Source organism: Rhodococcus sp. NPDC054953, from assembly GCF_053609225.1.
Window position 1 is genome coordinate 2,381 of record NZ_JBSGXD010000036.1, and the last position, 21,949, is coordinate 24,329.

General features: G+C 70.2%; 21 protein-coding genes. 16 read left to right on the forward strand and 5 right to left on the reverse strand.

Translation table 11 applies throughout. The annotated features are described in order from the left end of the window. Nucleotides 1-146 precede the first annotated feature (146 nt). The 10 genes from ACWF62_RS19140 (at nucleotide 147) to ACWF62_RS19185 (ending at nucleotide 10,082) form a co-directional block, all read left to right on the forward strand. On the forward strand, nucleotides 147-368 hold the full coding sequence (locus ACWF62_RS19140) for a hypothetical protein (protein ID WP_378507268.1): 222 nt from the start codon (nucleotides 147-149) through the stop codon (nucleotides 366-368). 1 nt (nucleotide 369) lies between these two features. Then, nucleotides 370-1,185 (forward strand): TlyA family RNA methyltransferase, encoded by an 816-nt coding sequence (locus ACWF62_RS19145; protein WP_452631014.1) that lies wholly within the window; start codon nucleotides 370-372, stop codon nucleotides 1,183-1,185. Beyond that, the gene (locus tag ACWF62_RS19150) at nucleotides 1,182-2,153 is read left to right on the forward strand and encodes an NAD kinase (RefSeq protein ID WP_378507266.1); all 972 of its coding nucleotides are present in this window, start codon (nucleotides 1,182-1,184) and stop codon (nucleotides 2,151-2,153) included. The genes ACWF62_RS19145 and ACWF62_RS19150 overlap by 4 nt, the downstream gene beginning before the upstream one ends. Further along, entirely contained in the window at nucleotides 2,143-3,918 is a 1,776-nt protein-coding gene (gene recN, locus ACWF62_RS19155; RefSeq protein ID WP_452631016.1) for a DNA repair protein RecN, read from the forward strand. The genes ACWF62_RS19150 and recN overlap by 11 nt, the downstream gene beginning before the upstream one ends. Nucleotides 3,919-4,044: 126 nt before the next feature. Then, nucleotides 4,045-5,229, forward strand: coding sequence for a putative cytokinetic ring protein SteA (gene steA, locus ACWF62_RS19160; protein ID WP_378507264.1), 1,185 nt, complete (start codon nucleotides 4,045-4,047; stop codon nucleotides 5,227-5,229). Next, on the forward strand, nucleotides 5,226-6,170 hold the full coding sequence (locus tag ACWF62_RS19165; protein ID WP_378507263.1) for a copper transporter: 945 nt from the start codon (nucleotides 5,226-5,228) through the stop codon (nucleotides 6,168-6,170). The genes steA and ACWF62_RS19165 overlap by 4 nt, the downstream gene beginning before the upstream one ends. A gap of 140 nt (nucleotides 6,171-6,310) precedes the next feature. Then, the gene (locus ACWF62_RS19170) at nucleotides 6,311-8,050 is read left to right on the forward strand and encodes a CTP synthase (protein WP_378507262.1); all 1,740 of its coding nucleotides are present in this window, start codon (nucleotides 6,311-6,313) and stop codon (nucleotides 8,048-8,050) included. A gap of 7 nt (nucleotides 8,051-8,057) precedes the next feature. Next, nucleotides 8,058-8,693 carry an NUDIX domain-containing protein gene (locus tag ACWF62_RS19175; RefSeq protein ID WP_378569323.1) on the forward strand — a complete coding sequence of 212 codons (636 nt, stop codon included), beginning with the start codon at nucleotides 8,058-8,060 and terminating at the stop codon, nucleotides 8,691-8,693. Between the two features lies 1 nt (nucleotide 8,694). Continuing rightward, nucleotides 8,695-9,615 carry a site-specific tyrosine recombinase XerD gene (xerD, locus tag ACWF62_RS19180; RefSeq protein ID WP_378507260.1) on the forward strand — a complete coding sequence of 307 codons (921 nt, stop codon included), beginning with the start codon at nucleotides 8,695-8,697 and terminating at the stop codon, nucleotides 9,613-9,615. A gap of 89 nt (nucleotides 9,616-9,704) precedes the next feature. Then, nucleotides 9,705-10,082, forward strand: a complete 378-nt coding sequence (locus ACWF62_RS19185; protein ID WP_378507259.1) for a hypothetical protein — start codon at nucleotides 9,705-9,707, stop codon at nucleotides 10,080-10,082. Between the two features lie 10 nt (nucleotides 10,083-10,092). Here ACWF62_RS19185 and ACWF62_RS19190 read toward each other — a convergent pair whose 3' ends face one another. Then, nucleotides 10,093-11,055, reverse strand: a complete 963-nt coding sequence (locus tag ACWF62_RS19190; RefSeq protein WP_378507258.1) for a helix-turn-helix transcriptional regulator — start codon at nucleotides 11,053-11,055, stop codon at nucleotides 10,093-10,095. Between the two features lie 71 nt (nucleotides 11,056-11,126). Between ACWF62_RS19190 and ACWF62_RS19195 the strand changes: the two genes are divergently transcribed. Next, nucleotides 11,127-13,466 (forward strand): ATP-binding cassette domain-containing protein, encoded by a 2,340-nt coding sequence (locus tag ACWF62_RS19195; RefSeq protein WP_452631020.1) that lies wholly within the window; start codon nucleotides 11,127-11,129, stop codon nucleotides 13,464-13,466. Nucleotides 13,467-13,562: 96 nt separating this feature from the next. Here ACWF62_RS19195 and ACWF62_RS19200 read toward each other — a convergent pair whose 3' ends face one another. From ACWF62_RS19200 to ACWF62_RS19215, 4 genes are read right to left on the reverse strand one after another with little or no spacing between them, the layout of a single operon-like run. Then, entirely contained in the window at nucleotides 13,563-14,192 is a 630-nt protein-coding gene (locus tag ACWF62_RS19200) for a response regulator (protein WP_378569332.1), read from the reverse strand. After that, on the reverse strand, nucleotides 14,189-15,454 hold the full coding sequence (locus ACWF62_RS19205) for a sensor histidine kinase (RefSeq protein WP_452631022.1): 1,266 nt from the start codon (nucleotides 15,452-15,454) through the stop codon (nucleotides 14,189-14,191). Before ACWF62_RS19205 ends, ACWF62_RS19200 begins: the two co-directional genes overlap by 4 nt. A 3-nt stretch (nucleotides 15,455-15,457) precedes the next feature. After that, entirely contained in the window at nucleotides 15,458-16,198 is a 741-nt protein-coding gene (locus tag ACWF62_RS19210) for an ABC transporter permease (RefSeq protein WP_378507254.1), read from the reverse strand. A 10-nt stretch (nucleotides 16,199-16,208) separates the two neighbouring features. Then, the gene (locus tag ACWF62_RS19215) at nucleotides 16,209-17,117 is read right to left on the reverse strand and encodes an ABC transporter ATP-binding protein (RefSeq protein WP_378507253.1); all 909 of its coding nucleotides are present in this window, start codon (nucleotides 17,115-17,117) and stop codon (nucleotides 16,209-16,211) included. A 265-nt stretch (nucleotides 17,118-17,382) separates the two neighbouring features. Between ACWF62_RS19215 and ACWF62_RS19220 the strand changes: the two genes are divergently transcribed. The 5 genes from ACWF62_RS19220 to ACWF62_RS19240 all read left to right on the forward strand — a co-directional run bounded on the left by ACWF62_RS19220 (nucleotide 17,383) and on the right by ACWF62_RS19240 (nucleotide 21,936). Beyond that, complete coding sequence (locus tag ACWF62_RS19220) at nucleotides 17,383-18,141, forward strand: SDR family NAD(P)-dependent oxidoreductase (protein WP_452631025.1); 759 nt, start codon at nucleotides 17,383-17,385, stop codon at nucleotides 18,139-18,141. A 183-nt stretch (nucleotides 18,142-18,324) separates the two neighbouring features. Then, nucleotides 18,325-19,209, forward strand: coding sequence for a ParA family protein (locus ACWF62_RS19225; RefSeq protein ID WP_378507288.1), 885 nt, complete (start codon nucleotides 18,325-18,327; stop codon nucleotides 19,207-19,209). Then, the gene (locus tag ACWF62_RS19230; protein WP_378507251.1) at nucleotides 19,210-20,046 is read left to right on the forward strand and encodes a segregation and condensation protein A; all 837 of its coding nucleotides are present in this window, start codon (nucleotides 19,210-19,212) and stop codon (nucleotides 20,044-20,046) included. It abuts the gene before it with no gap. Then, on the forward strand, nucleotides 20,043-20,780 hold the full coding sequence (gene scpB / locus ACWF62_RS19235; protein WP_378507250.1) for an SMC-Scp complex subunit ScpB: 738 nt from the start codon (nucleotides 20,043-20,045) through the stop codon (nucleotides 20,778-20,780). The genes ACWF62_RS19230 and scpB overlap by 4 nt, the downstream gene beginning before the upstream one ends. An 88-nt stretch (nucleotides 20,781-20,868) precedes the next feature. Next, entirely contained in the window at nucleotides 20,869-21,936 is a 1,068-nt protein-coding gene (locus ACWF62_RS19240) for a pseudouridine synthase (RefSeq protein ID WP_452631028.1), read from the forward strand. The last annotated feature ends 13 nt before the right edge of the window (nucleotides 21,937-21,949 follow it).

Below are 21,949 nucleotides of genomic sequence, written 5' to 3' on the forward strand. Positions count from 1 at the left end.
ATTTTTGTCCCCCCGGGGGGGACGGGGTGTGGGGGGTTTGGGTCGTCTCCGTGGCCGGGTGTGGGTTTCCCCCCGGAGGGGGGGAAAACCCCCCCACGGGCGCCGCAGGCGCGCGGGGCGGGGGCGATCGGCTAGCGTTGACCGCGATGAGTACGCCGACACCGAAGCCAGGACAGCACCTGCCGGGCCCGCCGCGGACGGTCGACCCCGCGGAGATCCACGCGGAGGTCGACGGCCTTCTCGCGGAGCTGACCACGGCCTCCCTCGACAGCCCCGACGGACACCGAGCCATACCGCGGCACGCCCACGTGCTTGAGCGTGCCCACGACGTCCTGGTGCAGGCCCTCGAGACAGTGGACAAGGTCTGAGGTGGCCAGGCGCGCACGAGTCGACGCCGAACTCGTTCGGCGAGGTCTGGCTCGCTCCAGGGAACACGCCGCACAGCTGATCGCGGACGGCCGGGTACTGATCAACGGGGCGGTCGCCGTCAAACCCGCGACCGGTGTGGAAACGGGAACCCCGCTGCTCGTCACCGAGGAAACCGACGAGGTGTCGTGGGCGTCGCGTGGCGCCCACAAACTCCTCGGCGCGCTCGAGGCATTCGAGCCGCACGGGCTGTCCGTCGCGGGCAAGCGCTGCCTCGACGCGGGCGCGTCCACCGGCGGATTCACCGACGTGCTGCTGAGCCGGGGCGCATCCCGCGTGGTGGCCGTCGACGTCGGATACGGGCAGTTGGTCTGGCGGCTGCAGTCCGACGACCGGGTCACCGTCGTCGACCGGACCAACGTGCGGTCCCTCGAACCGGACCAGATCGGTGGTCAGGTCGACGTGGTCGTCGCGGACCTGTCGTTCATTTCGCTGAAGCTGGTGCTCGGTGCGTTCGTCGCCTGCGCGGCCGACGGCGCCGACCTGGTCCCTATGGTCAAGCCGCAGTTCGAGGTCGGCAAGGAGCGTGTCGGATCCGGTGGCGTGGTGCGGGATCCGGCGCTGCGCGCCGAGGCCGTGCTCGATGTTGCCCGGGCCGCCGACGCCCTGGGACTGCGCACACTCGGCGTCGTGGCCAGTCCGTTGCCGGGGCCCTCCGGCAACGTCGAATTCTTCCTGTGGCTCCGCAAGCAGGCCGAGCCCGGTGCCGACGACGTCGCGGAGCTCGTGCGGCGCGCGGTAGAGGACGGCCCGCAGTGACCCCGCAGCGGGGCGACCGCGAGATCCTCGTCGTCGCCCACACCGGCCGCGCCGAGATCACCGACATCACCTGCCGGATCGCCCGGGTCTTCGCCGACGCCGGTATCGGCCTGCGGGTCCTCGCGTCCGAAGCCGACCACACCAGCCCGCAGCCCGCGGACCGCCCCGACCTCGGGGGGCCGGACGGCCGCCCGCCGACCGTCGTCGAGCCCGGGCCCGCCGCCGCGGTGGGATGCGAGCTGGTTCTGGTCCTCGGCGGCGACGGCACCTTCCTCCGCGGCGCGGAACTGGCGCGGGCCGCAGACATTCCGGTGCTCGGCATTAACCTGGGCCGGATCGGGTTCCTCGCCGAGACCGAGGCTGAACACCTCGAGGAGGCGCTCGGACTTCTCGTTCGCCAGGACTACCGGGTCGAACGCCGGATGACGATCGACATCGTGATCCGGGTGGACGACGTGATCGTCGACCGCGGCTGGGCGTTGAACGAGGCCAGCATCGAGAACGTCTCCCGGCTGGGGGTGCTCGAGGTGGTGCTCGAGGTCGACGGCCGGCCGGTGTCGTCGTTCGGCTGCGACGGTGTCCTCGTGGCGACCCCGACCGGCTCCACCGCGTACGCGTTCTCCGCAGGAGGCCCCATCGTCTGGCCGGAACTTGAAGCGCTGCTGGTGATTCCGAGCAACGCGCATGCGCTGTTCGCGAGGCCCCTCGTCACCAGCCCGGAATCGCTGATCGCGATCGAGACCTTCGCGGGCGGCCACGACGGGGTGGTCTTCTGCGACGGCAGTCGCACCCTGGCCGTCCCTGCGGGCGGGCGCGTCGAGGTGGTCCGTGGCGCGGACCCGGTCAAGTGGATTCGACTGGACTCGGCACCGTTCGCGGACCGGATGGTGCGCAAGTTCGACCTGCCGGTGCGGGGGTGGCGCGGCCGAGGCGGTCGCGGGGAAGGAGACAGCAGGGGTGCTCACTGAAATCCGGATCGACTCCCTCGGCGCGATCGCCAGCGCAGGCGCCCGGTTCCACGAGGGGCTGACGGTCCTGACCGGTGAGACCGGCGCGGGCAAGACGATGGTGGTCACCAGCCTGCACCTGCTCAGCGGTGCGCGCGCGGATGCGGGCCGGGTCCGGGTCGGGGCCGAGCGCGCGGTCGTGGAGGGCCGGTTCTCCACCGCGAACGTCGCTCCCGCCGCCGCCGCGGAGGTGGACCGCCTGCTCGACTCCACCGGCGCCGAACGCGACGACGACGGAACCCTTATCGCGGTGCGCACCGTCGGCGCCGACGGCAGGTCCCGCGCGCACCTCGGTGGGCGCAGTGTGCCCGCCGGGGCGCTCGCCGAGCTGACCACCCCGCTGCTCACCGTGCACGGGCAGAACGACCAGTTAAGGCTGCAGCGCCCCGATCAGCAGCGCGCGGCCCTTGACGAGTTCGGGGGCGCCGCAGTCGGTTCCCTCCTCGACAAGTACCGGGGCCTGCGGGCTCGGTGGCTCGAGGCGCGCGCCGAACTCGACGACCGCACCCGCAGCAGCCGGGAACTCGCGCAGGAGGTGGATCGGCTCGAGTTCGCGTTGAACGAGATCGACGCGGTCGACCCGGCCCCCGGTGAGGATGCCGCGATCGTCGCGGAGGTGCGTCGTCTCGGCGACCTGGACTCGCTGCGCTCGACCGCGGCGGACGCACAGGCCGCGCTGGTCGGCGCGGCCGACCTCGGCTCGGACGTCGGCCCCGACGCGTCCGGCGCGTTGGACCTGCTCGGCGACGCCCGCGCCCGTCTCGACTCGTCCGACGATCCGGCGCTGACCGCGCTGGCGCCGCGGCTGGCCGAGGCGATCACCGTCCTCACCGACGTGTCATCGGACCTGACCGGATACCTTGAGGACCTGCCCGCCGATCCGGGTGCCCTCGACACCCTGCTCGGGCGGCAGGCGGAACTGAAGTCGCTGACCCGCAAGTACGCGGCGGACGTCGACGGCGTCCTGGACTGGGCCGCGCAGGCGAGGGAGCGGCTCGGCCGGATCGACGTGTCCGCGGACGCACTCGCCGCGCTCGCGGCCCGCGTCGACGAGGCGGCAGGCGCGGTCGCTGCTGCCGCTGCGGCGCTGTCCAAGGCGCGGGCGAAGGCGGCGGTGAAGCTGGGCAAGGCGGTGTCCGCGGAACTCGCCGGTCTCGCGATGGGCAAGGCAACGCTCGAGATCACGGTGCGTCCGATCCCCGCGACCGCCGAGGACGCGGCACCGCTCGACGTGGCCGGGGTGCGACGGCACGCGGGCGGCGCAGGCGTCGACGAGGTGGAGTTCCGGCTCGCCGCGCACTCCGGAGCTCCGGCGTTGGCGCTCGGGAAGAGCGCATCCGGCGGCGAACTGTCCCGGGTGATGCTGGCGCTGGAGGTCGTGCTCGCCGGTGCGCAGTCCGGCTCGACGATGGTCTTCGACGAGGTCGACGCCGGGGTCGGTGGCCGCGCCGCGGTCGAGATCGGGCGTCGTCTCGCCCGCCTGGCCCGGACCCATCAGGTCATCGTCGTCACCCACCTCCCGCAGGTCGCGGCCTTCGCGGACACCCACCTCGTCGTCGACAAGGTGGACGGAGCCCGCAGCGCGGATTCCGGTGTGCGGACGCTGACGGACAGCGAACGGGTGGGGGAGCTGGCCCGGATGCTCGCCGGCCTCGGCGACACCGAAACCGGCCGGGCGCATGCCGAGGAGCTGCTCGCGACGGCGAACGCCGAGCGCACCGCGTAGCCGGTGCTCGGGTCACCCGTTCGGGTCGCCGCCAGCGTGTCGCTGATGGTGATTGTGGGACGCGTGGGGTAGGAGATTCGGCGCGCCTCCCCGGCCGGAGACCTCGTCGGCGTCATCATCGTTGGCATGAAGATGCCCGCTCTGTTGTCACGAAACACCGAATCGCTGCCGGGCGTCACCGGCATCGCCAGGGTTGACCGCAACACGGCGAAGCTGCTTCGCCGCGTCGGCCCCGGCGACATCGTCGTCCTCGACGAGCTCGACCTGGACCGGCTGACCGCCGACGCGCTGGTCGAGGCGGGCGTCACCGCCGTCGTCAACGCGTCCCCGTCGATCTCCGGCCGCTACCCCAACCTCGGTCCCGAGGTGCTCGTCGCGAACGGGATCGTCCTCGTCGACTCGGTCGGTGAGGAGGCGTTCAAGAAGGTCAAGGACGGCGCGAAGATCCGCCTCCACGACGGCGACGTCTACACCGGTGAACGGCGCCTGGTCGGCGGTGTCGAACAGTCCGAGGCGGAGATCTCGGACCTGATGATCGAGGCCAAGACCGGTCTCGTCGACCACCTCGAGGCGTTCTCCGGCAACACGATCGAGTTCATCCGCACCGAGAGTCCGCTGCTGATCGACGGTGTCGGCGTCCCCGACGTCGCCGTCGACCTGCGGGACCGGCATGTCGTGGTGGTCGCGGACGGGCCGGACCACGCGGCGGACCTGAAGAACCTCAAGCCGTTCATCAAGGAGTACGCGCCGATCCTGATCGGTGTCGGTGCGGGCGCGGACACGCTGCGCGCCGCCGGGTACCGGCCCGACCTGATCGTCGGCGACCCGGACCACGTCAGCGCGGCCACCCTCAAGTCCGGCGCCGAGGTGGTGCTCCCCGCGGACCCGGACGGGCACGCCCCCGGCCTCGAACGCATCCAGGACCTGGGCATCGGTGCGATGACCTTTCCCGCCGCCTGCGCGCCAGCCGACCTGGCGTTGCTGCTCGCGGACCATCACGGTGCCTCGCTCATCGTCACCGTCGGCAGCACCGTCTCGCTCGACGAGTTCTTCGACCGGGGACGGCGCGACGCCAATCCGGCGGCGTTCATGACCCGGCTGAAGGTGGGGCCGAAACTGGTCGACGCCAAGGCGGTCGCCACCCTCTACCGCAGTCGGGTGTCCGGCGCCGCGATCGCGCTGCTCGTGCTGGCGGCGCTGACCGCGGTGATCGTCGCGCTGGTCGTGTCGAACATCGGCGGCGAGGCCCTGGACTGGGCGGTGAACACCTGGAACAGCTTCGCGCTGTGGATCCAGGGATTCTTCAAGTGATTTCTGCGCGTCAACACGCGATCTCCATCGCGGCGATCTTCCTGGCACTGGCGATCGGCGTCGTGCTCGGGTCGGGCACCCTGTCCGATTCGCTGCTGTCCGGGCTGCGCGACGACAAGTCGCAGATGCAGGACCAGATCAACGACCTGCATCAGTCGAACAATCAACTGGGGGAGCAACTCTCGGCCGCCAACGGGTTCGATGCCGCGGTCGGATCCCGGGTGGTCCGGGATGCGCTTGCCGGGCGCACGGTGGTCGTGGTGACCACCCCCGACGCGGACCCGGGCGACCTCGACGGGCTGACCCGGCTGATCGGGGCCGCTGGCGGCAGCGTCACCGGACGGGTCGCGGTGACGGAGGCCTTCGTCGACGCAGCCAACGGCGACCAGCTGCGCACCATCGTGACCAACGTGATCCCGGCGGGCATCCAGCTGCGCACCGGCGCCGTCGACCAGGGCAGCCTCGCGGGCGACCTGCTCGGGTCGGTGCTGCTGCTGAACGCGCAGTCGGCGCAACCGCAGAGCACCCCCGAGGAACTGGCGCTGGCCCTCGACGCGCTGCGCGCGGGCGGGTTCATCGCCTACGACAACGGCGCGGTGGCGCCAGCGCAACTCGCGGTGGTGCTGACCGGTTCCGGTGCCGATGCGGACGGCGGCAATCGGGGCTCGATCGTCGCGCGGTTTGCCGGGGCACTCGACAGTCGGGGAGCGGGTGCCGTCCTCGCGGGCCGCCCCGGCTCCGCGGCGGGCAACGGACCCGTCGCCGTGGTGCGATCGGACACCGCGCTGTCGGCAGGCGTGTCCACCGTCGACGATGTGGATCGCGAGTCGGGACGGATCACCACGGTGCTCGCGGTGCAGGAGCAACTCGGCGGCGGATCCGGACGGTACGGGACCGGTCCCAATGCGATGGCGGTCACGGTCGGGGCGCCGATCGGCTGAGCATCACACGGGCCCGCGGCCCGGTAACGGGTGCGGCGTGCAGAGGTTCGGCCGCACAGGTGTTACCGTGAAGTCCCGTGGGTCGGCAGGCCCCAGCTATACCCTTGGTCAAGTCCTGCAAGTCGTCACGGGAGTCCTTCTTGCCACTGTCACGCAGTCACACGCGTACCGCCACCAAGCACATCTTCGTCAGCGGGGGCGTCGCGTCCTCGCTCGGCAAGGGCCTGACGGCGTCCAGCCTCGGGCAGCTGCTCACCGCCCGTGGCCTGCGGGTGACGATGCAGAAACTCGACCCCTACCTCAACGTCGACCCGGGCACCATGAACCCGTTCCAGCACGGTGAGGTGTTCGTCACCGAGGACGGCGCGGAGACCGACCTCGACGTCGGCCACTACGAGCGGTTCCTCGACCGCGACCTCAACGCGTTCGCGAACGTGACCACCGGGCAGGTGTACTCCTCGGTGATCGCGAAGGAGCGGCGCGGCGAGTACCTCGGCGACACCGTCCAGGTCATCCCGCACATCACCGACGAGATCAAGTCCCGCATCCTCGCGATGGCTGGCGCGGACGCCGACGGCCAGGTGCCGGACGTCGTGATCACCGAGATCGGCGGCACCGTCGGCGATATCGAGTCGCAGCCCTTCCTCGAGGCGGCCCGCCAGGTGCGGCACGACGTCGGTCGCGACAACTGCTTCTTCCTGCACGTGTCGCTGGTGCCGTACCTCGGTCCGTCCGGGGAGCTCAAGACCAAGCCGACGCAGCATTCGGTGGCGGCGCTGCGCAACATCGGTATCCAGCCCGACGCGCTGATCCTGCGCTGCGACCGGGACGTGCCGCAGGCGCTGAAGGCGAAGATCGCGCTGATGTGCGACGTCGACGTCGATGCCTGCATCTCCACCCCCGACGCCCCGTCGATCTACGACATCCCGAAGGTGCTGCACAGCGAGGGCCTCGACGCCTACGTGGTGCGTCAGCTCGGCCTGCCGTTCCGGGATGTCGACTGGACCGTGTGGGGCGACCTGCTCGAGCGGGTGCACAACCCGCGCGAGACGCTGCGCGTCGCCCTCGTCGGCAAGTACGTGGACCTGCCCGACGCCTACCTGTCCGTCACCGAGGCGCTGCGGGCCGGCGGCTTCGCGCACCGCGCGAAGGTCGAGATCGACTGGGTGCCGTCCGACGTGTGCGAGACCGAGGCGGGCGCGCAGCAGGCGCTCGGCGAGGCGGACGCGATCCTGATCCCCGGTGGGTTCGGCATCCGCGGCATTGAGGGCAAGCTCGGCGCCATCCGCTACGCCCGCACCCGCAAGCTTCCGCTGCTGGGCCTGTGCCTCGGCCTGCAGGCGGTCGTCATCGAGGCCGCGCGGTCGGTCGGCCTCGACGACGCCAACTCCGCCGAGTTCGAGCCCGACACCACCCATCCCGTCATCTCCACGATGGCCGACCAGGAGGACATCGTCGCGGGCGAGGCCGACCTCGGTGGCACCATGCGGCTCGGCGCCTACCCGGCGGTGCTGGCGAAGGGGTCCGTCGTCGCGAAGGCGTACGGCAGCGAGACCGTCTCCGAGCGGCACCGGCACCGCTACGAGGTGAACAACGCCTACCGGGACCGGATCGCGAAGTCCGGCCTCAAGTTCAGCGGCACCTCCCCGGACGGGCACCTCGTCGAGTTCGTCGAGCTGCCCGCCGACAAGCACCCGTTCTTCGTTGCCACGCAGGCGCATCCGGAGCTCAAGAGCCGGCCGACCCGCCCGCACCCGCTGTTCGCCGCGTTCGTCGGGGCGGCCCTGAAGTACAAGGCGGCCGAGCGGCTCGAGGTCGACGTGCATCCCGAGGACTCGGCGGCGCAGGCCGACGGCGTCGACGCGCCGACCGCGGGCTGACCGTGAGATGAGCCGTCCGGGAGAGCACGACTTCGCCACCGTCGGCAGCCGCACCGTGTACGAGGGCGCGATCGTCGCGTTGCGGGTCGACGAGGTGGCGATGCCGGGCGGCACGACCGCGCACCGCGAGGTGGTCGAGCACCACGGCGCGGTCGCGGTGGTCGCGGTCGACGAGCGGGACCGCCTGGTGCTGATCAACCAGTACCGGCACCCGCTCGGGCGGCGGCTGTGGGAACTGCCCGCCGGGCTCCTCGACGCGGCAGGCGAGGACCCGGTGGACGCCGCCCGCCGGGAACTCGTCGAGGAGACGGGTCTGACCGCCGACCGGTGGTCGGTGCTCGTCGACGTCGCCGCGTCGCCCGGCTTCACCGATGAGGTGATCCGGGTGTACCTGGCGACCGGACTCACCGAGGTGGACCGGCCGGACCCCGAACACGAGGAGGCCGACCTCGAGATCGTGCGGCTCCCGGTCGCCGAGGCCGTCGACCGGGCGCTGGCGGGGGACATCGTGAACGCGACCGCGCTGTCCGGGATCCTGGCGTTGGCCGCGTCCCGTGCCCGCGGGGACGGCCGCGGCCGGCCGGTCGACGCAGACTGGATCGACCGGCCCACCGCGTTCGACCGGCGAGGGCACGGCGCCTGAGGTGCTCGGGACGCAGGTGTCGAGTTACCTGGCGCACCTCGCCGTCGAGCGGGGCGTCGCCGCGAACACGCTGTCGTCCTATCGCCGGGACCTGGAGCGGTACAGCGAGTACCTCACCTCGCGGGGGATCGACGACCTGGACCGGGTCGCGGAACGACACATCACCGACTTCGTGGTCGTGCTGCGCCGCGGCGACACCGGCAACGGGGTGCGTCCGCTGGCGCCCGCGTCGGCGGCCCGTGCCCTGATCGCGGTCCGTGGGCTGCACAAGTTCGCGACCGCGGAGGGTTTCACCCGCGCCGACGTCGCGCACGCCGTGAAGCCACCTGCGCCGAGCCGACGGCTCCCGAAGGCGCTACCGGTCGACCAGGTGATCGCCCTGATCGAGTCGACTGGCGGCGAGGATGCGGCCGATCAGCCGCGGGCACTGCGGGATCGGGCGCTGCTCGAGGTGCTGTACTCGACCGGCGCCCGGATCTCCGAGGCCGTCGGGCTGGACCTCGACGACGTCGACGTCGTCGACCGCGCGGTGCTGCTGAGAGGCAAGGGCGGCAAGGATCGCGTCGTCCCGATCGGCCGCCCCGCCCTCGCCGCGCTTGAGGCGTACCTGGTGCGCGGCAGGCCCGCGCTCGTGGTCCGCGGAGGCCCCGCCGTCTTCCTCAACTCCCGCGGCGGCAGGCTGACCCGGCAGAGTGCCTGGCAGGTGCTGCGCTCGGCGGCCGACCGGGTCGGACTCGCCGACGGGGTGTCCCCGCACACCCTGCGGCACTCGTTCGCCACCCACCTACTCGACGGCGGCGCCGACGTGCGCGTCGTGCAGGAACTGCTCGGCCACGCCTCGGTCACCACCACACAGATCTACACCCTGGTCACGATCGGCTCGCTGCGGGAAGTGTGGGCGGGCGCACACCCCCGCGCGTAATCACAGGCCGCGCTGGCGATCCCGCGCAGCAGTAACGTCGCATCGCACCCGAACGACAGGTGGGGTAGCTGCTACTGGAGGGGAACTCAATGGGAAGCACACTTCTCGCGGCTGCCCGCGCGACGGCCGTTGCCGTGTCAGGGTTGGCGTTCGCGGGTGTCGTCGGCTCCGGCACCGCCCAGGCCGACCCCGCCCCGTGTGTCGTGCAATGGGACGCATTCACCGCGGCGGCCACCTGCCATGACACCGGTGCCCCGCCCGGCAGGGAGTATGCCCTGGTCGTCGACTGCTGGGGTCTGCACGGGATCCCCAACGCCTTTCCGCTCTATGCGATCGGCCCCTACAGCCAGTCCAGTCCCTCCTTCGCGCCGACAGGCCAGGCGACGGGGGCATGCGGCACGAACTGGGGCGCCCCTTCGATGAACCTCGGTGTGATCACCGGCGCCCACGTGGCGACCTATCGCTGATCGTTGGCCGCTACCGGTCCACGACCGCCGCGAGGAGTCGGTGCCCGGCGTCCGCGATGTAGGCCGCGAACTCGTCCGATTCCTCGATGGTGAAGCCGAGGCCGGAGAGGACTAGCACGGTGGCGAGCCACTCGCAGGAATCGACGTGGGCGGTGTACCGACAGCGCGAACCGTCGATCGGTTCGAGAGACCCGTCGATGCGGTGGAGACGTGTCGCGGCATCGCGCGCGTCCGTGTGCAGGGTCAGCACGACCCGCAGGGACGCCGGCCCGCGGTACCGATCGCCGACGTGACCCGCGACATCGTCGGTCGGTAGCGGCCGGGGGCGGAACGTGGCGTTCGCCGGAATCGGCGACGAGATCCGGTCGAGTCGGAAGCTTCGCCAGTCGGCACGGGTGGTGTCCCAACCGAACAGGTACCAGCGTCCCCTGACGCGCACGATCCGATAGGGCTCGACGGTCCGGCTGCTGCTTCGTCCGCCGCGCGCGTGGTCGAAGGTGACGCAGGTGTGCGTCGTGATGCTGTCGGCGAGCCGGCGCACGGTGTCCGAGCTGGGCTGCGGGTGGCGGGTGGCCTCGATGTCGATGGCGGCGAGCAGGTGGTCCGTTCTCAGCCGCAGGGCCCTGGGCAGGAGGCGGCGAAGCTTCGTGATCGCGCGGTCGGCGGCGTCGGACTCAAGGTCGACGCCTGCCCCGCCCGCCGTGACGAGCCTGAGCCCGAGCACCACGGCGACGGCCTCGTCGTCGTCGAGCATGAGGGGCGGGAGCGCCGCTCCGGCGACGAGACGGTAGTGGCCACCCGGTCCGCGGGTGCTCACCACCGGATAGCCCTGTTCCCGCACGTGCTCGATGTCGCGGCGCAGGGTGCGCGGGGTTGTCTCCATCGCGGCGGCCAGGTCGGCGGCGGACCAGTGGCGGCCCGACTGCAGTAGGGACAGCAAGCGCAGCATCCGTTCCCGCGTGGTCCCCATCATCGGCCTCCTGATCTGACAGCCCCCGTAATTGTGGTCAGAATACGACCACAATGGATTGTAGCGTCGAGAGCATGAATCGGGATGCGGGTGATGGTCCGGGCCGTGATCGAGGATTGTGGATCACGGCCCTGGGTGCGCGGACGAACAACCTTCGTGACCTGTCGGTGCGCGTGCCCAAGCACGTCCTGACGGTGTTCACTGGCGTGTCCGGGTCGGGGAAGTCGTCCCTCGCGTTTGACACGATCGCGGCAGAAGCGCAACGGTTGGCCGCCGAGAGCTACCCGGTGTTCGTGCGCAACCGGCTCCCACAGCATCCGCCGGCCGATGTCGACCTCGTGGACGGGTTGACGTTCACCACGATTGTCGACCAGCGCCGCTTCACCGGTAACGCCCGTTCGACCGTCGGCACCGCCAGCGACATCGCACCCCTGCTGCGTCTGCTGTTCTCCCGGCTCGGGGAGCCCTCGGCAGGATTCTCGCCCTCGTACTCGTTCAACGATCCGAGCGGAATGTGCCGGACCTGCGAGGGCATCGGCACTGTGGACGACATCGATCTGACGCGACTGCTCGACACCTCGCGGAGTCTGCGGGAGGGTGCGGTGCGGTTCCCGTCCTTTGCGCCGGGCACCTATCGGTGGAAGCGATTGGTCCATGCCGGCCTCGTTGACCCGGACGTCCCGCTCACCTCTCTGCCGTCGGCGGAGCTGGACAGCCTGCTGAACGCGCAGGGACTGCGCCTGACGAATCCGCATCCCGAGTACCCGGAATCGCGGATCTTCGACGGAATCCTGCCGAGGCTACGGAACTCGTATCTCCGCAAGCGGCCAGCGCGGCTCACCGACGAGGAGAAGGTCGCACTGGACCACATCGTCACCCGGCGTACCTGCCTCGACTGCGGCGGCACGCGACTGAACGCCCGCGCCCGCGCGAGCCTGATCGACGGTCGTTCGATCAGTGACTGGTCGGCTCTGCCGGTCAGCGACCTGCGTGAGGTAGCCGCGGGGGTGCGGTCGACCGCGGTCGCCCCGCTGCTCCGGGCCGTCGGAGACCGGCTCGCCGCCCTCGACACGGTCGGCCTCGGCTACCTCAGCCTTGACCGGGACTCGAGTTCACTCTCTGGCGGTGAGGCGCAGCGCGTGAAGATCGTCCGTCACCTCGGCAGCGCGCTCAGCGACGTGACCTACGTCTTCGACGAGCCAAGCACCGGTCTGCACCCGCATGACGTGCACCGACTGCTCGAACTACTCGCGCGGCTCCGCGACGCGCACAACACGGTCCTGGTGGTCGAGCACCATCCCAGTGTCATCGCTGCCGCCGATCACATCATCGACCTCGGGCCGGGCGCGGGCACGAACGGCGGCACCATCCAATACGAGGGCGACCCCACCGGGCTGCTGCAGGCGGACACCGACACCGGCCGCATGCTGGTCTCGCCGATCCGCGTGCGGGACCGGATCAGAACGGTCCGTGGGTCGGTGACGATCGAGAATGCCCGCACCCACAACCTGCGTGACGTCACGGTCGAGGTTCCCCTCGGTGTGCTCACCGCCGCCTCCGGCGTTGCGGGCTCCGGGAAGAGCACACTGTTCGCTACCGAGCTGCCCCGGCAGCATCCGGGCTTCCTGGTCGTGGACCAGGCGCCGTTGAGGGGTGGCGTTCGCTCGACGCCCATCACCGTTCTCGGTGTCGCCGAGTCCATTCGTAGCGTCTTCAGTGCTGCCACAGGTCTTCATCCATCCTGGTTCAGCGCGAATGGGCGCGGGGCCTGTCCGGTTTGCAAGGGCAAGGGCAGCATCGTCACCGACCTCGCGTTCCTCGACGACGTGCAGACCGCGTGTGACGCCTGTGGCGGGTCACGCTTCAACACCACCACGTTGGCCGCAACCTTCCGCGGCCACACGGTGGCGGACCTCCTCGCGATGAATCCGTCCCGGGCGATCGAACTGCTTGCCGAGCGCCCCGACATCGCCGACCGGCTCCGCTGGATCGAACGCGTTGGGCTCGGCTATCTCTCGATCGGCCAGAGCCTCGACACCTTCTCCGGTGGTGAGCGTCAACGGCTGTTGCTTGCCCGGCACCTCGGGGACGGCACGGACGTCAGCGAGCTGAGAATCGTGCTGGATGAGCCGACCGCCGGCCTGCACGGCACCGATGTCGACCGCCTGCTTCATCTCTTCGACGAACTCGTCGACGCCGGAGCAACGATCGTCGTCATCGAGCACAACCTGCGGGTCATCGCGCACGCCGATCACGTCATCGACATCGGTCCCGGTGCAGGCCACCACGGTGGCGTTGTCGTGTTCCACGGCAGCCCTCACGAGCTGATCCTCTCCACCGCATCGGTCACCGGCCGCTACCTCAGGCAAGCCACAACTCGATCCTCCCGGGCATCCGAACGGATCGGGTCGTGAAACACCTTCGTGCCCAGCACCATCCGGCGCTCGCGTGCACGGCGAACGCATCGTCTCCGCGAGCTGCCCCGACACGACCGACCGATCATTGCTCCGTCAGTGTCGCGGAGTCAGGTAGCCGCGGGAGAACGCCGTGGCAACGGCGGCCGCACGGTCATTGACACCGAGCTTCGCGTAGACGTGCAGCAGGTGTGTCTTGACCGTCGCCTCGCTGATGAACAGTTGCCTCGCCGTGTCCCGGTTCGTCGAGCCGCCGGCGATCAGCTCGAGCACCTCGAGTTCACGCTGCGACAGCGGCTCCCGTGCCGGTTGCCGCAGCTGGCCGACGAGCCGGGTCGCGACGGCTGGAGAGAGCATCGCCTGGCCCCGGGCCGTCGCCTGCACCGCCCGGAACAGTTCTTCCCTCGGCGCGTCCTTCAGCAGGTAGCCCGTTGCACCGGCCTCGATTGCGGGCAGCACGTCGCTGTCGGTGTCATACGTGGTGAGCACCAACACCCTGGCGGGCACCCCCCGCTCGGCGAGCTCCCTGATGGCGGTGACGCCGTCGGTCCCGGCCATCCGCAGATCCATCAGAATCACGTCCGGTTGGATCCTGGTCGCGGCGGCGACGGCCTCCGCTCCGTCGGCGGCTTCGCCGAGAACCTCGAAACGGGGGTCCGCGCTGAACATGCTCCGCAGCCCGTCCCGCACGACCGGGTGATCGTCGACGATCAGCAGGGAGATCACTGCCCGCCGCCAGCCGGGATCGCCGGTACGGAGGCCGAGATCGCGGTGCCCGCGCCAGGCTCGGACTCGATGTCGAGTCGGCCGGTGAGGCGCTGCACGCGTTGCCGCATGCCTGCGAGCCCGAATCCGCCGTTCGCGGCGCCGTTCACGCGGGCGGCGCGGGGATCGAAACCGACACCGTCGTCACGCACGTCGAGGGTCACCAGGTCCTCCATGTAGGACAGGGTCAGGCCGACCCTGGCGGCGTCGGCGTGCTTGGCGACGTTGGCGAGGGCCTCCTGCGCGGCCCGCAGCAGTGTCACCTCCACATCGGTGTGCAGGGGTCTGGGGTCACCGGTGACCGTCAGGACCGCGCGGATGTCGTTGGTCTCCGACCAGCCCCGGGCCACGTCGCCGATCGCGTCCGGGAGCCGGGAGTCCGCGAGCACCTGCGGTTCCACCGCGTGGACCGTCCGACGCGCGTCGATCATTCCACCTCGCGCCAGGTCCATCGCTTTCGCAACATGTCGACGCGACGCCGACGGGCCGTCCATCGTCTGCTCGGCAGCCTGGAGTTGGGTGACGATGCCCGCGAGGCTTTGGGCCAGCGTGTCGTGGATCTCGCGCGCCATCCGCTGCCGCTCGTCCAGGACGCCTGCCTCGCGTGCCTGCGTCACCAACCGGGCGTGCAGCGCGGCGTTCTCGTCCAGTGCCGCCTCCAGCCTGGCGTTGGCGTCATGCAGGTCGGCGAGTGCCCGCGCCTGCCGGTGACCGTGCTGCTCGGTCGTGTCGGCGAAGTAGAAGAAGGTTCCGGCCAGCACGATGCTGACCACGCTGATCGCGACCCACACCCCCAGGTCGTCGGGGATCCTGGACAGTCCGCCCAGGTAGGTCACCGTCATGATCAGGGACGTGGCGACAACACCGACGTACCGCCACGGGCCGGTCAGGAACAGGAACGCATGGACGTATCCGATGAAGGAGAAGATGCCGTACCAGGGCGCGAGTGCCACCAGGCAGGCGCACAGCACCATGAGCCCGGAGTAGTACACGCCGATCACCGGCCCGGCGGAGCGCGATCGGTCCAGGAGGCGAGGCCAGAGCAGCCAGACGGCGGCCACGAACGTGAGACCCAGAGCGGCCGACAGGTGCACCGAACCCGTGTGCAGCACAGTGATTGCGGTGCTCGATGCCAGGAGAAGGTACGGAAGAACCACGATGACCACGGTCTCCCGGCGCTCCGCCCGCTCGCGCCCTGCCCGCGGCGCCACCTCGTTGCTCATGATCTACTCCCACCGGAAGTACCGCGCGGCCAGTCCGCCGGCCACGATCGTCCATCCCACCATGACCGCGAGATGGAGCGGTTGCGGCCAGTGCCCGGCGGTGGCGTCCTGAAGGGACTGTACGCCCGAGCCCAACGGGGTGAAGTCGCTGATCGTGCGGAGGACGTCGTTCATCGCCTCGCGCGGTATCCACAGGCCGGCGAAGAATATCAGCGGGAAGAACAGCACCAGCCCGATCGCGCCTGCGCTCGTGGCACTGGGCGCCAGCGACGCGACGAGGAGCCCGATCGTCAGCATCGCCGATGCCGTCAGCGCGAACGCGACCGGATAGGCCAGCAGGTTCCGTGGCAGGGTCACGGCGAACACCAGTCGGCCGATGACGAGCACGAGCATCGTTGTCGCAGTTGCCATGATCGTGGACATCAGTAGTTGCGCGGCAAGCATGACGGTGGGCTTGACCGGCGTGATCCGCATCCGCCGCAGGACGCCCTTCTCCCGGTAGGCGGCGAACTGTTGGGGCAGGCTGCTGGTCGCCAGCGTCGTGACGGCCAAGGCGACGACGATGGGCGAGTACAGGTCGATGATCCGTAGGCCGCCGAGGACCGGGTCGGGCTCCCGGAATGACGGGATCGCACCGAGGACGACGAGCAGGAGTGGTGGGAGCACGAGCGCGAAGATCACGCTGATCGGCTCGCGGAAGAAGAGCCTGGTTTCGGTGGCGGTGAGCCGCAGCAGGGCTGGCATGTCGGCCTCCTCAGTTCTCGACGCGGTGGCCGGTCAGCGCGACGAACGCATCGTCCAGGGAGGTCTGCTCGACCCGCAGGTCGGCTGCGGTGATGTGATGGCCGGCGAGCGCGGTGACCACGGCCGACAGGACATTTCCGGTGCCCGTCACCACGACCTGATGTCCGGCCAGCCCCACCGAGACGACCTCGGGCAGTGTGGTCAGCACCGCGGGGTCCAGTGGTTCGGACGGCCGGAACCGGATCCGCTGACGGTCCTCGACCTTCGCGACCAACCCGGCCGGGGTGTCGAGCGCGACGAGCCGGCCGGCATCGATCACGGCGATCCGGTCGCAGAGCCGCTCGGCCTCCTCCATGAAGTGGGTGACCAGCAGAACGGTGACGCCTCGGTCACGGATGCGCTCGACGAGCTCCCACGCGTCGCGACGGGCCTGCGGGTCCAGGCCGGTGGTGAGTTCGTCGAGCACAGCCACCCGTGGGTTGCCGATGAGCGCGAGCGCGATCGACAGCCGTTGCTGCTGTCCGCCGGACAGTCGCCGGTGCTGCGTGTTCAGTTTGTCGGTGAGCTTCAGTGCCCCTGCCAGCTCCCGCCAGTCGGCGGGTTCACGGTAGAAGGAGCTGTACAGATCCATCGCCTCACCGACGGTCAGCTTGCCGGGCAGCCCGCTCTGCTGCAGTTGCGCGCCGAGCAGTTGCCGCAGCTCGTCGGAGTCGTCCCGCGGGTCGATGCCGCAGACGCGAATGGTTCCGCCGTCCGGGGTGCGTAGCCCCTCGATGCACTCGACGGTGGTGGTCTTGCCTGCCCCGTTGGGGCCCAGGATGCCGAAGATCTCGCCGCGCTCGACGGCGAAGCCGACACCGTTCACGACGGTGTGGTCACCGTAACGCTTGACGAGGTCGTCTACCTCGATGATTGCCATGACTCGAGCCTGCCCGTCCGCGCACCGTCGCCGAATCGACTGTGCAGCCAGCGTTGGCGCGCGATCCGGTTGATACCGCAGTCAACCGATCGGTTGATGCCGGGTGCGCCGACACCCTCGCCATGTAGCCCCGGTTCGGTGTCCATCCGAGCCGCCCCGGCCGGGGCACTCCGACGCGACGTCCGATTCCCGCCAGCGCGCACTGCCGTCAGGCAGCAGCCTGATGGAGGCGCCGATCCCGTACCCACCCCGAAAGGACTCAACGATGTCTGCACGACTGGAATCCAAGGTCTTCGTCGTCACCGGCGGATCGTCCGGAATCGGCCTCGCGGTGGCTCGTCGCCTCACCGCCGACGGCGCCAGCGTCGTCATCGGCAGCCGACGCAAGGATGTCGGTGAGCAGGCGGTCGAGAGTCTGCGGGACGCAGGCGGCACGGCGATCTTCGTCCCCGCCGACGTGTCCGTCGAGGACGATGCTGCGCTGCTCGTCACGACCGCCATCGCCGAATTCGGTCGCCTGGACGGCGCTTTCAACAATGCAGGCGGGGTGAACGCGTCGGGCCCGGTCTCAACGATCGAGGCGGACGCCTGGAACGCCGAACTGGCGCAGAACGTGACGAGTGTCTTCAACTGCCTCAAGCACCAGATTCCGGCGGTACTCGAGGCCGGTGGCGCGATCGTCAACAACGCGTCCAACCTGGGTGTTGTTGCGCTGCCGGAGGTCGCACCCTACGTCGCCGCCAAGCACGCGGTCGTCGGGCTGACCCGCTCGGTGGCGCTCGAGGTGGCCGCACGGGGTGTGCGGGTCAACGCCATCACGACGGGCGGCGTGGACACCCCGCTGCAGCGGAGTTCGATGTCCACCACCGACGAGGCGCTCGCCTACGTCGAGTCGCTGCACCCGGTGAACCGCATCGCGCAGCCCGCCGAGATCGCGCCGTTCGTCGCCTTCCTCCTCAGCGACGAGGCGTCGTTCATCACGGGTGCCGCGCTCGCCATCGACGGCGGATTCACCGCCCGTTGACCCTGGTTCGACGATCGCGGCCGGGCGGGGTCCGCCGCGGTGCCCGCGAGGGCCGCGTCTGGGATCCCACCGGTCCGCGGCCGGTACGCAGGTGGCGCCGCGCGTGTCCGTGGCGGCTTCGCGCGGCCAGACGGTAGCGTCTTGGTCGAGCAGCGCGAGCGAGAAAGGGGCCGTCGGATCGTGATGACACCTCAGCCACCCATCGGCGTGGTGGCCGCCGACACCGACCGGCCACTCGGCCCGACCGGGCGTCCCCTGCGCGAGATCCCCGATCCGTTGCCCGTCGCAGCGCACGGGCCCGCGAAGGTCATCGCGATGTGCAATCAGAAGGGCGGCGTCGGCAAGACCACCTCGACGATCAACCTCGGCGCCTCGCTTGCCGAGTACGGCCGCCGGGTGCTGCTCGTCGACCTCGACCCGCAGGGCGCGCTGTCCGCGGGTCTCGGCGTCGCGCACCACGACCTGGACCTGACCGTGCACAACCTGCTGGTGGACCGGAAGGTCTCCATCGACGACGTGCTGATGCGCACCCGCGTCGAGGGCATGGACCTGCTGCCGAGCAACATCGACCTGTCCGCCGCCGAGATCCAGTTGGTCACCGAGGTCGGCCGCGAGCAGACCCTGGGCCGGACGCTGTACCCGGTGCTCGACCGCTACGACTACATTCTGATCGACTGCCAGCCGTCGCTCGGGTTGCTCACCGTCAACGCGCTCGCCTGCGCGGAGGGGGTGATCATCCCGATGGAATGCGAGTACTTCAGCCTGCGCGGGCTGGCGCTGCTGAACGACACCGTCGAGAAGGTTCGGGACCGGCTCAACCCGCGGCTGCAGATGTCGGGCATTGTGGTCACCATGTTCGACGCCCGAACCCTGCACGCCCGTGAGGTGATGACCCGGGTCGTTGAGGTGTTCGGGGACCTCGTCTACGACACCGTCGTCAACCGGACGGTGCGGTTCCCGGAGACCAGCGTCGCCGGGGAGCCGATCACCACCTGGGCGCCGAAATCCGGTGGTGCGCAATCGTATCGGTCACTGGCCCGCGAGGTCATTGCGAGGTCCGGCAGGTAGATGGACGCGGAGCACACCGTCCGGACCGAGTCAGAGGAGGACGCAGGCGCCGGCGGATTCCGGGTTCGGCTGCGCAACTTCGAGGGACCGTTCGACCTGCTGCTGACCCTGATCAGCCAGCGCCGACTCGACGTCACCGAGGTGGCCCTGCATCAGGTCACCGACGACTTCATTGCGTACACGCGCGAGTTGGGCGCCGAGATGGAACTCGACCAGACCACCGAGTTCCTTGTCGTCGCGGCGACCCTGCTCGACCTCAAGGCCGCTCGGCTGCTGCCGTCCGGTGAGGTCGACGACCCGGAGGACCTGGCGTTGCTCGAGGCCCGCGACCTGCTGTTCGCGCGCCTGCTCCAGTACCGCGCCTACAAGCAGATCGCGCAGCTGTTCGCCGAACTCGAATCGGTCGCCCTGCGCCGGTATCCGCGGTCGGTGGCGCTCGAGGACCGCTACCTCGGTCTGCTTCCTGAGGTGACCCTCGGCGTCGACGCCGCCGCGTTCGCGGACATCGCGGCCGCCGCGTTCGCGCCGCGCCCGGTGCCCACCGTCGGGCTCGGTCACCTACACGCCCCGGTGGTGTCGGTGCCCGAGCAGGCCGCGCTGCTGCTCGACCTGCTGCGGGACCGCGGGCAGGGGGAGTGGGCCGGATTCGCCGACCTGATCACCGACTGCGAGATGACCGTGCAGATCGTGGCACGATTCCTGGCGCTGCTGGAGCTGTACCGGCAGCGCGCGGTCGCGTTCGACCAGCCCGAACCGCTCGGCATGCTGCGGGTCAGCTGGACCGGGGAGGGCGGAGTCGACGGACACGCCATGGCGAGTGCGGAGGATTACGGGTGAGCGACGTCGACACCACAGACTGCGACCTCAGCGAGAACGGGGACCTACCCGTCGACGACAGGGCCGACGACCGGCTCGACGATGCGGCCGACGACCGGCTCGACGACGACGAGCTCGCCTCCGCGCTGGAGGCGATGCTGCTGGTCACCGACGCCCCGGCGCAGGCGGCGTCGCTGGCATCCGCGGTCGGGGAGCCGCCGAAACGGGTGGAGGGGATGCTGCGCCGGATGTCGGCGGCCCTGACCGCGCGTCGCAGCGGAATCGACCTCCGCTACGCGGGCGACGGGTGGCGGATGTACACCCGCAACGAGTACGCGCCGTACGTCGAGCGACTGCTCCTCGACGGGGTCCGGTCGAAGCTCACACGTGCCGCGTTGGAAACCTTGGCGGTTGTTGCGTACCGTCAACCTTTGACCCGTGCGCGGGTGAGCGCGGTGCGCGGAGTGAACGTCGACGGCGTCATGCGCACCCTGCTCGCCCGGGGTCTGATCGCGGAGGCCGGGCCCGACCCCGACACCAACGCGACCACCTATGCGACGACCGAGCTGTTCCTGGAGCGGCTCGGGCTGGCCTCGCTGGCGGACCTGCCCGCGCTGGCCCCGTTGCTGCCCGATGTCGACGTGATCGACGACATCAGCGACGACATGGAGTCCGATCCGCGGTTCGCGAAGCTGCGCAGGCGGGTGGACACCGGTCCCGTCGTCGACACCCGAGTCGACGACGAGGACACCTGACCGATCGACTGAACGGAACCGTTCAGTCGATCAGATCGACTGAACGGTTCCGTTCAGTCGGACGAGATGAAGTGACAAGGGAAGAAAAGTGAACAGATCCGCTCGCCGTGATGGCACACCGGACAGGGGCAGGGGAAACCCGGCCCGCAGTGCCTCAGACAAGAGGGCAACTGACAAGAGGGCAACTGACAAGAGGGCAACGGGCAAGAAGGACGCTCTCGGCGCGGGCCGGTCCGGCGGCGCACCCAAGAAGCCACACCGCGGCCAGGCGAACACCGCCGCAGTCGCCACCAACAAGCGCGGCAAGCCGAAGCAGGCGAAGCCGCAGCGCCAGCAGGTGGAGGCGAACCCGACGATCAGCAACGCCAAGCCGGCGCGGCACCAGTACGTCCAGAGCGCCGGGCCGGTCAAGCTCGCCGCGGGCGAGGGCATGCGACTGCAGAAGGTGCTCGCGCAGGCAGGTGTCGCCTCCCGACGGGCCGCCGAGGAGCTCATCGAGCAGGGCCGGGTCGAGGTCGACGGCCACATCGTGGTGGAGCAGGGCCTGCGCGTCGACCCCGAGAACGCGGTGGTCCGCGTCGACGGCGTCCGCGTCGTCGTCAAGAAGGACCTGGTGCACATCGCGCTGAATAAGCCGCGCGGCTGGCAGTCCACGATGTCCGACGACCTGGGCCGCCCGTGCATCGGTGACATCGTCTCCGAGCGGGTGTCCGCCGGGCAGCGCCTGTTCCACGTCGGCCGCCTCGACGCCGACACCGAGGGCCTGATCCTGCTGACCAACGACGGCGACCTGGCGCACCGGCTGATGCACCCCTCCTTCGAGGTGCCCAAGACGTACCTCGCGACGGTCAACGGGGTCGTCGAGCGCGGCCTCGGCAAGACCCTCAAGGCTGGTGTCGAACTCGAGGACGGACCCGCGAAGGTCGACGCGTTCACGTTGCTCGACGTCAACGGCAAGCAGTCCCTGGTCAAGGTCGTGCTGCACGAGGGTCGCAAGCACATCGTGCGCCGACTGCTCGAGGCCGTCGGGCATCCGGTGAAGCGGCTGGTCCGCACCGACATCGGCCCGGTGGCGCTCGGTGACGGGCGTCCCGGCACGCTTCGCGTGATCGGCCCGGGCGAGGTCGGCGCGCTGTACAAGGCGGTCGGCCTGTGACCGACACCGTGGC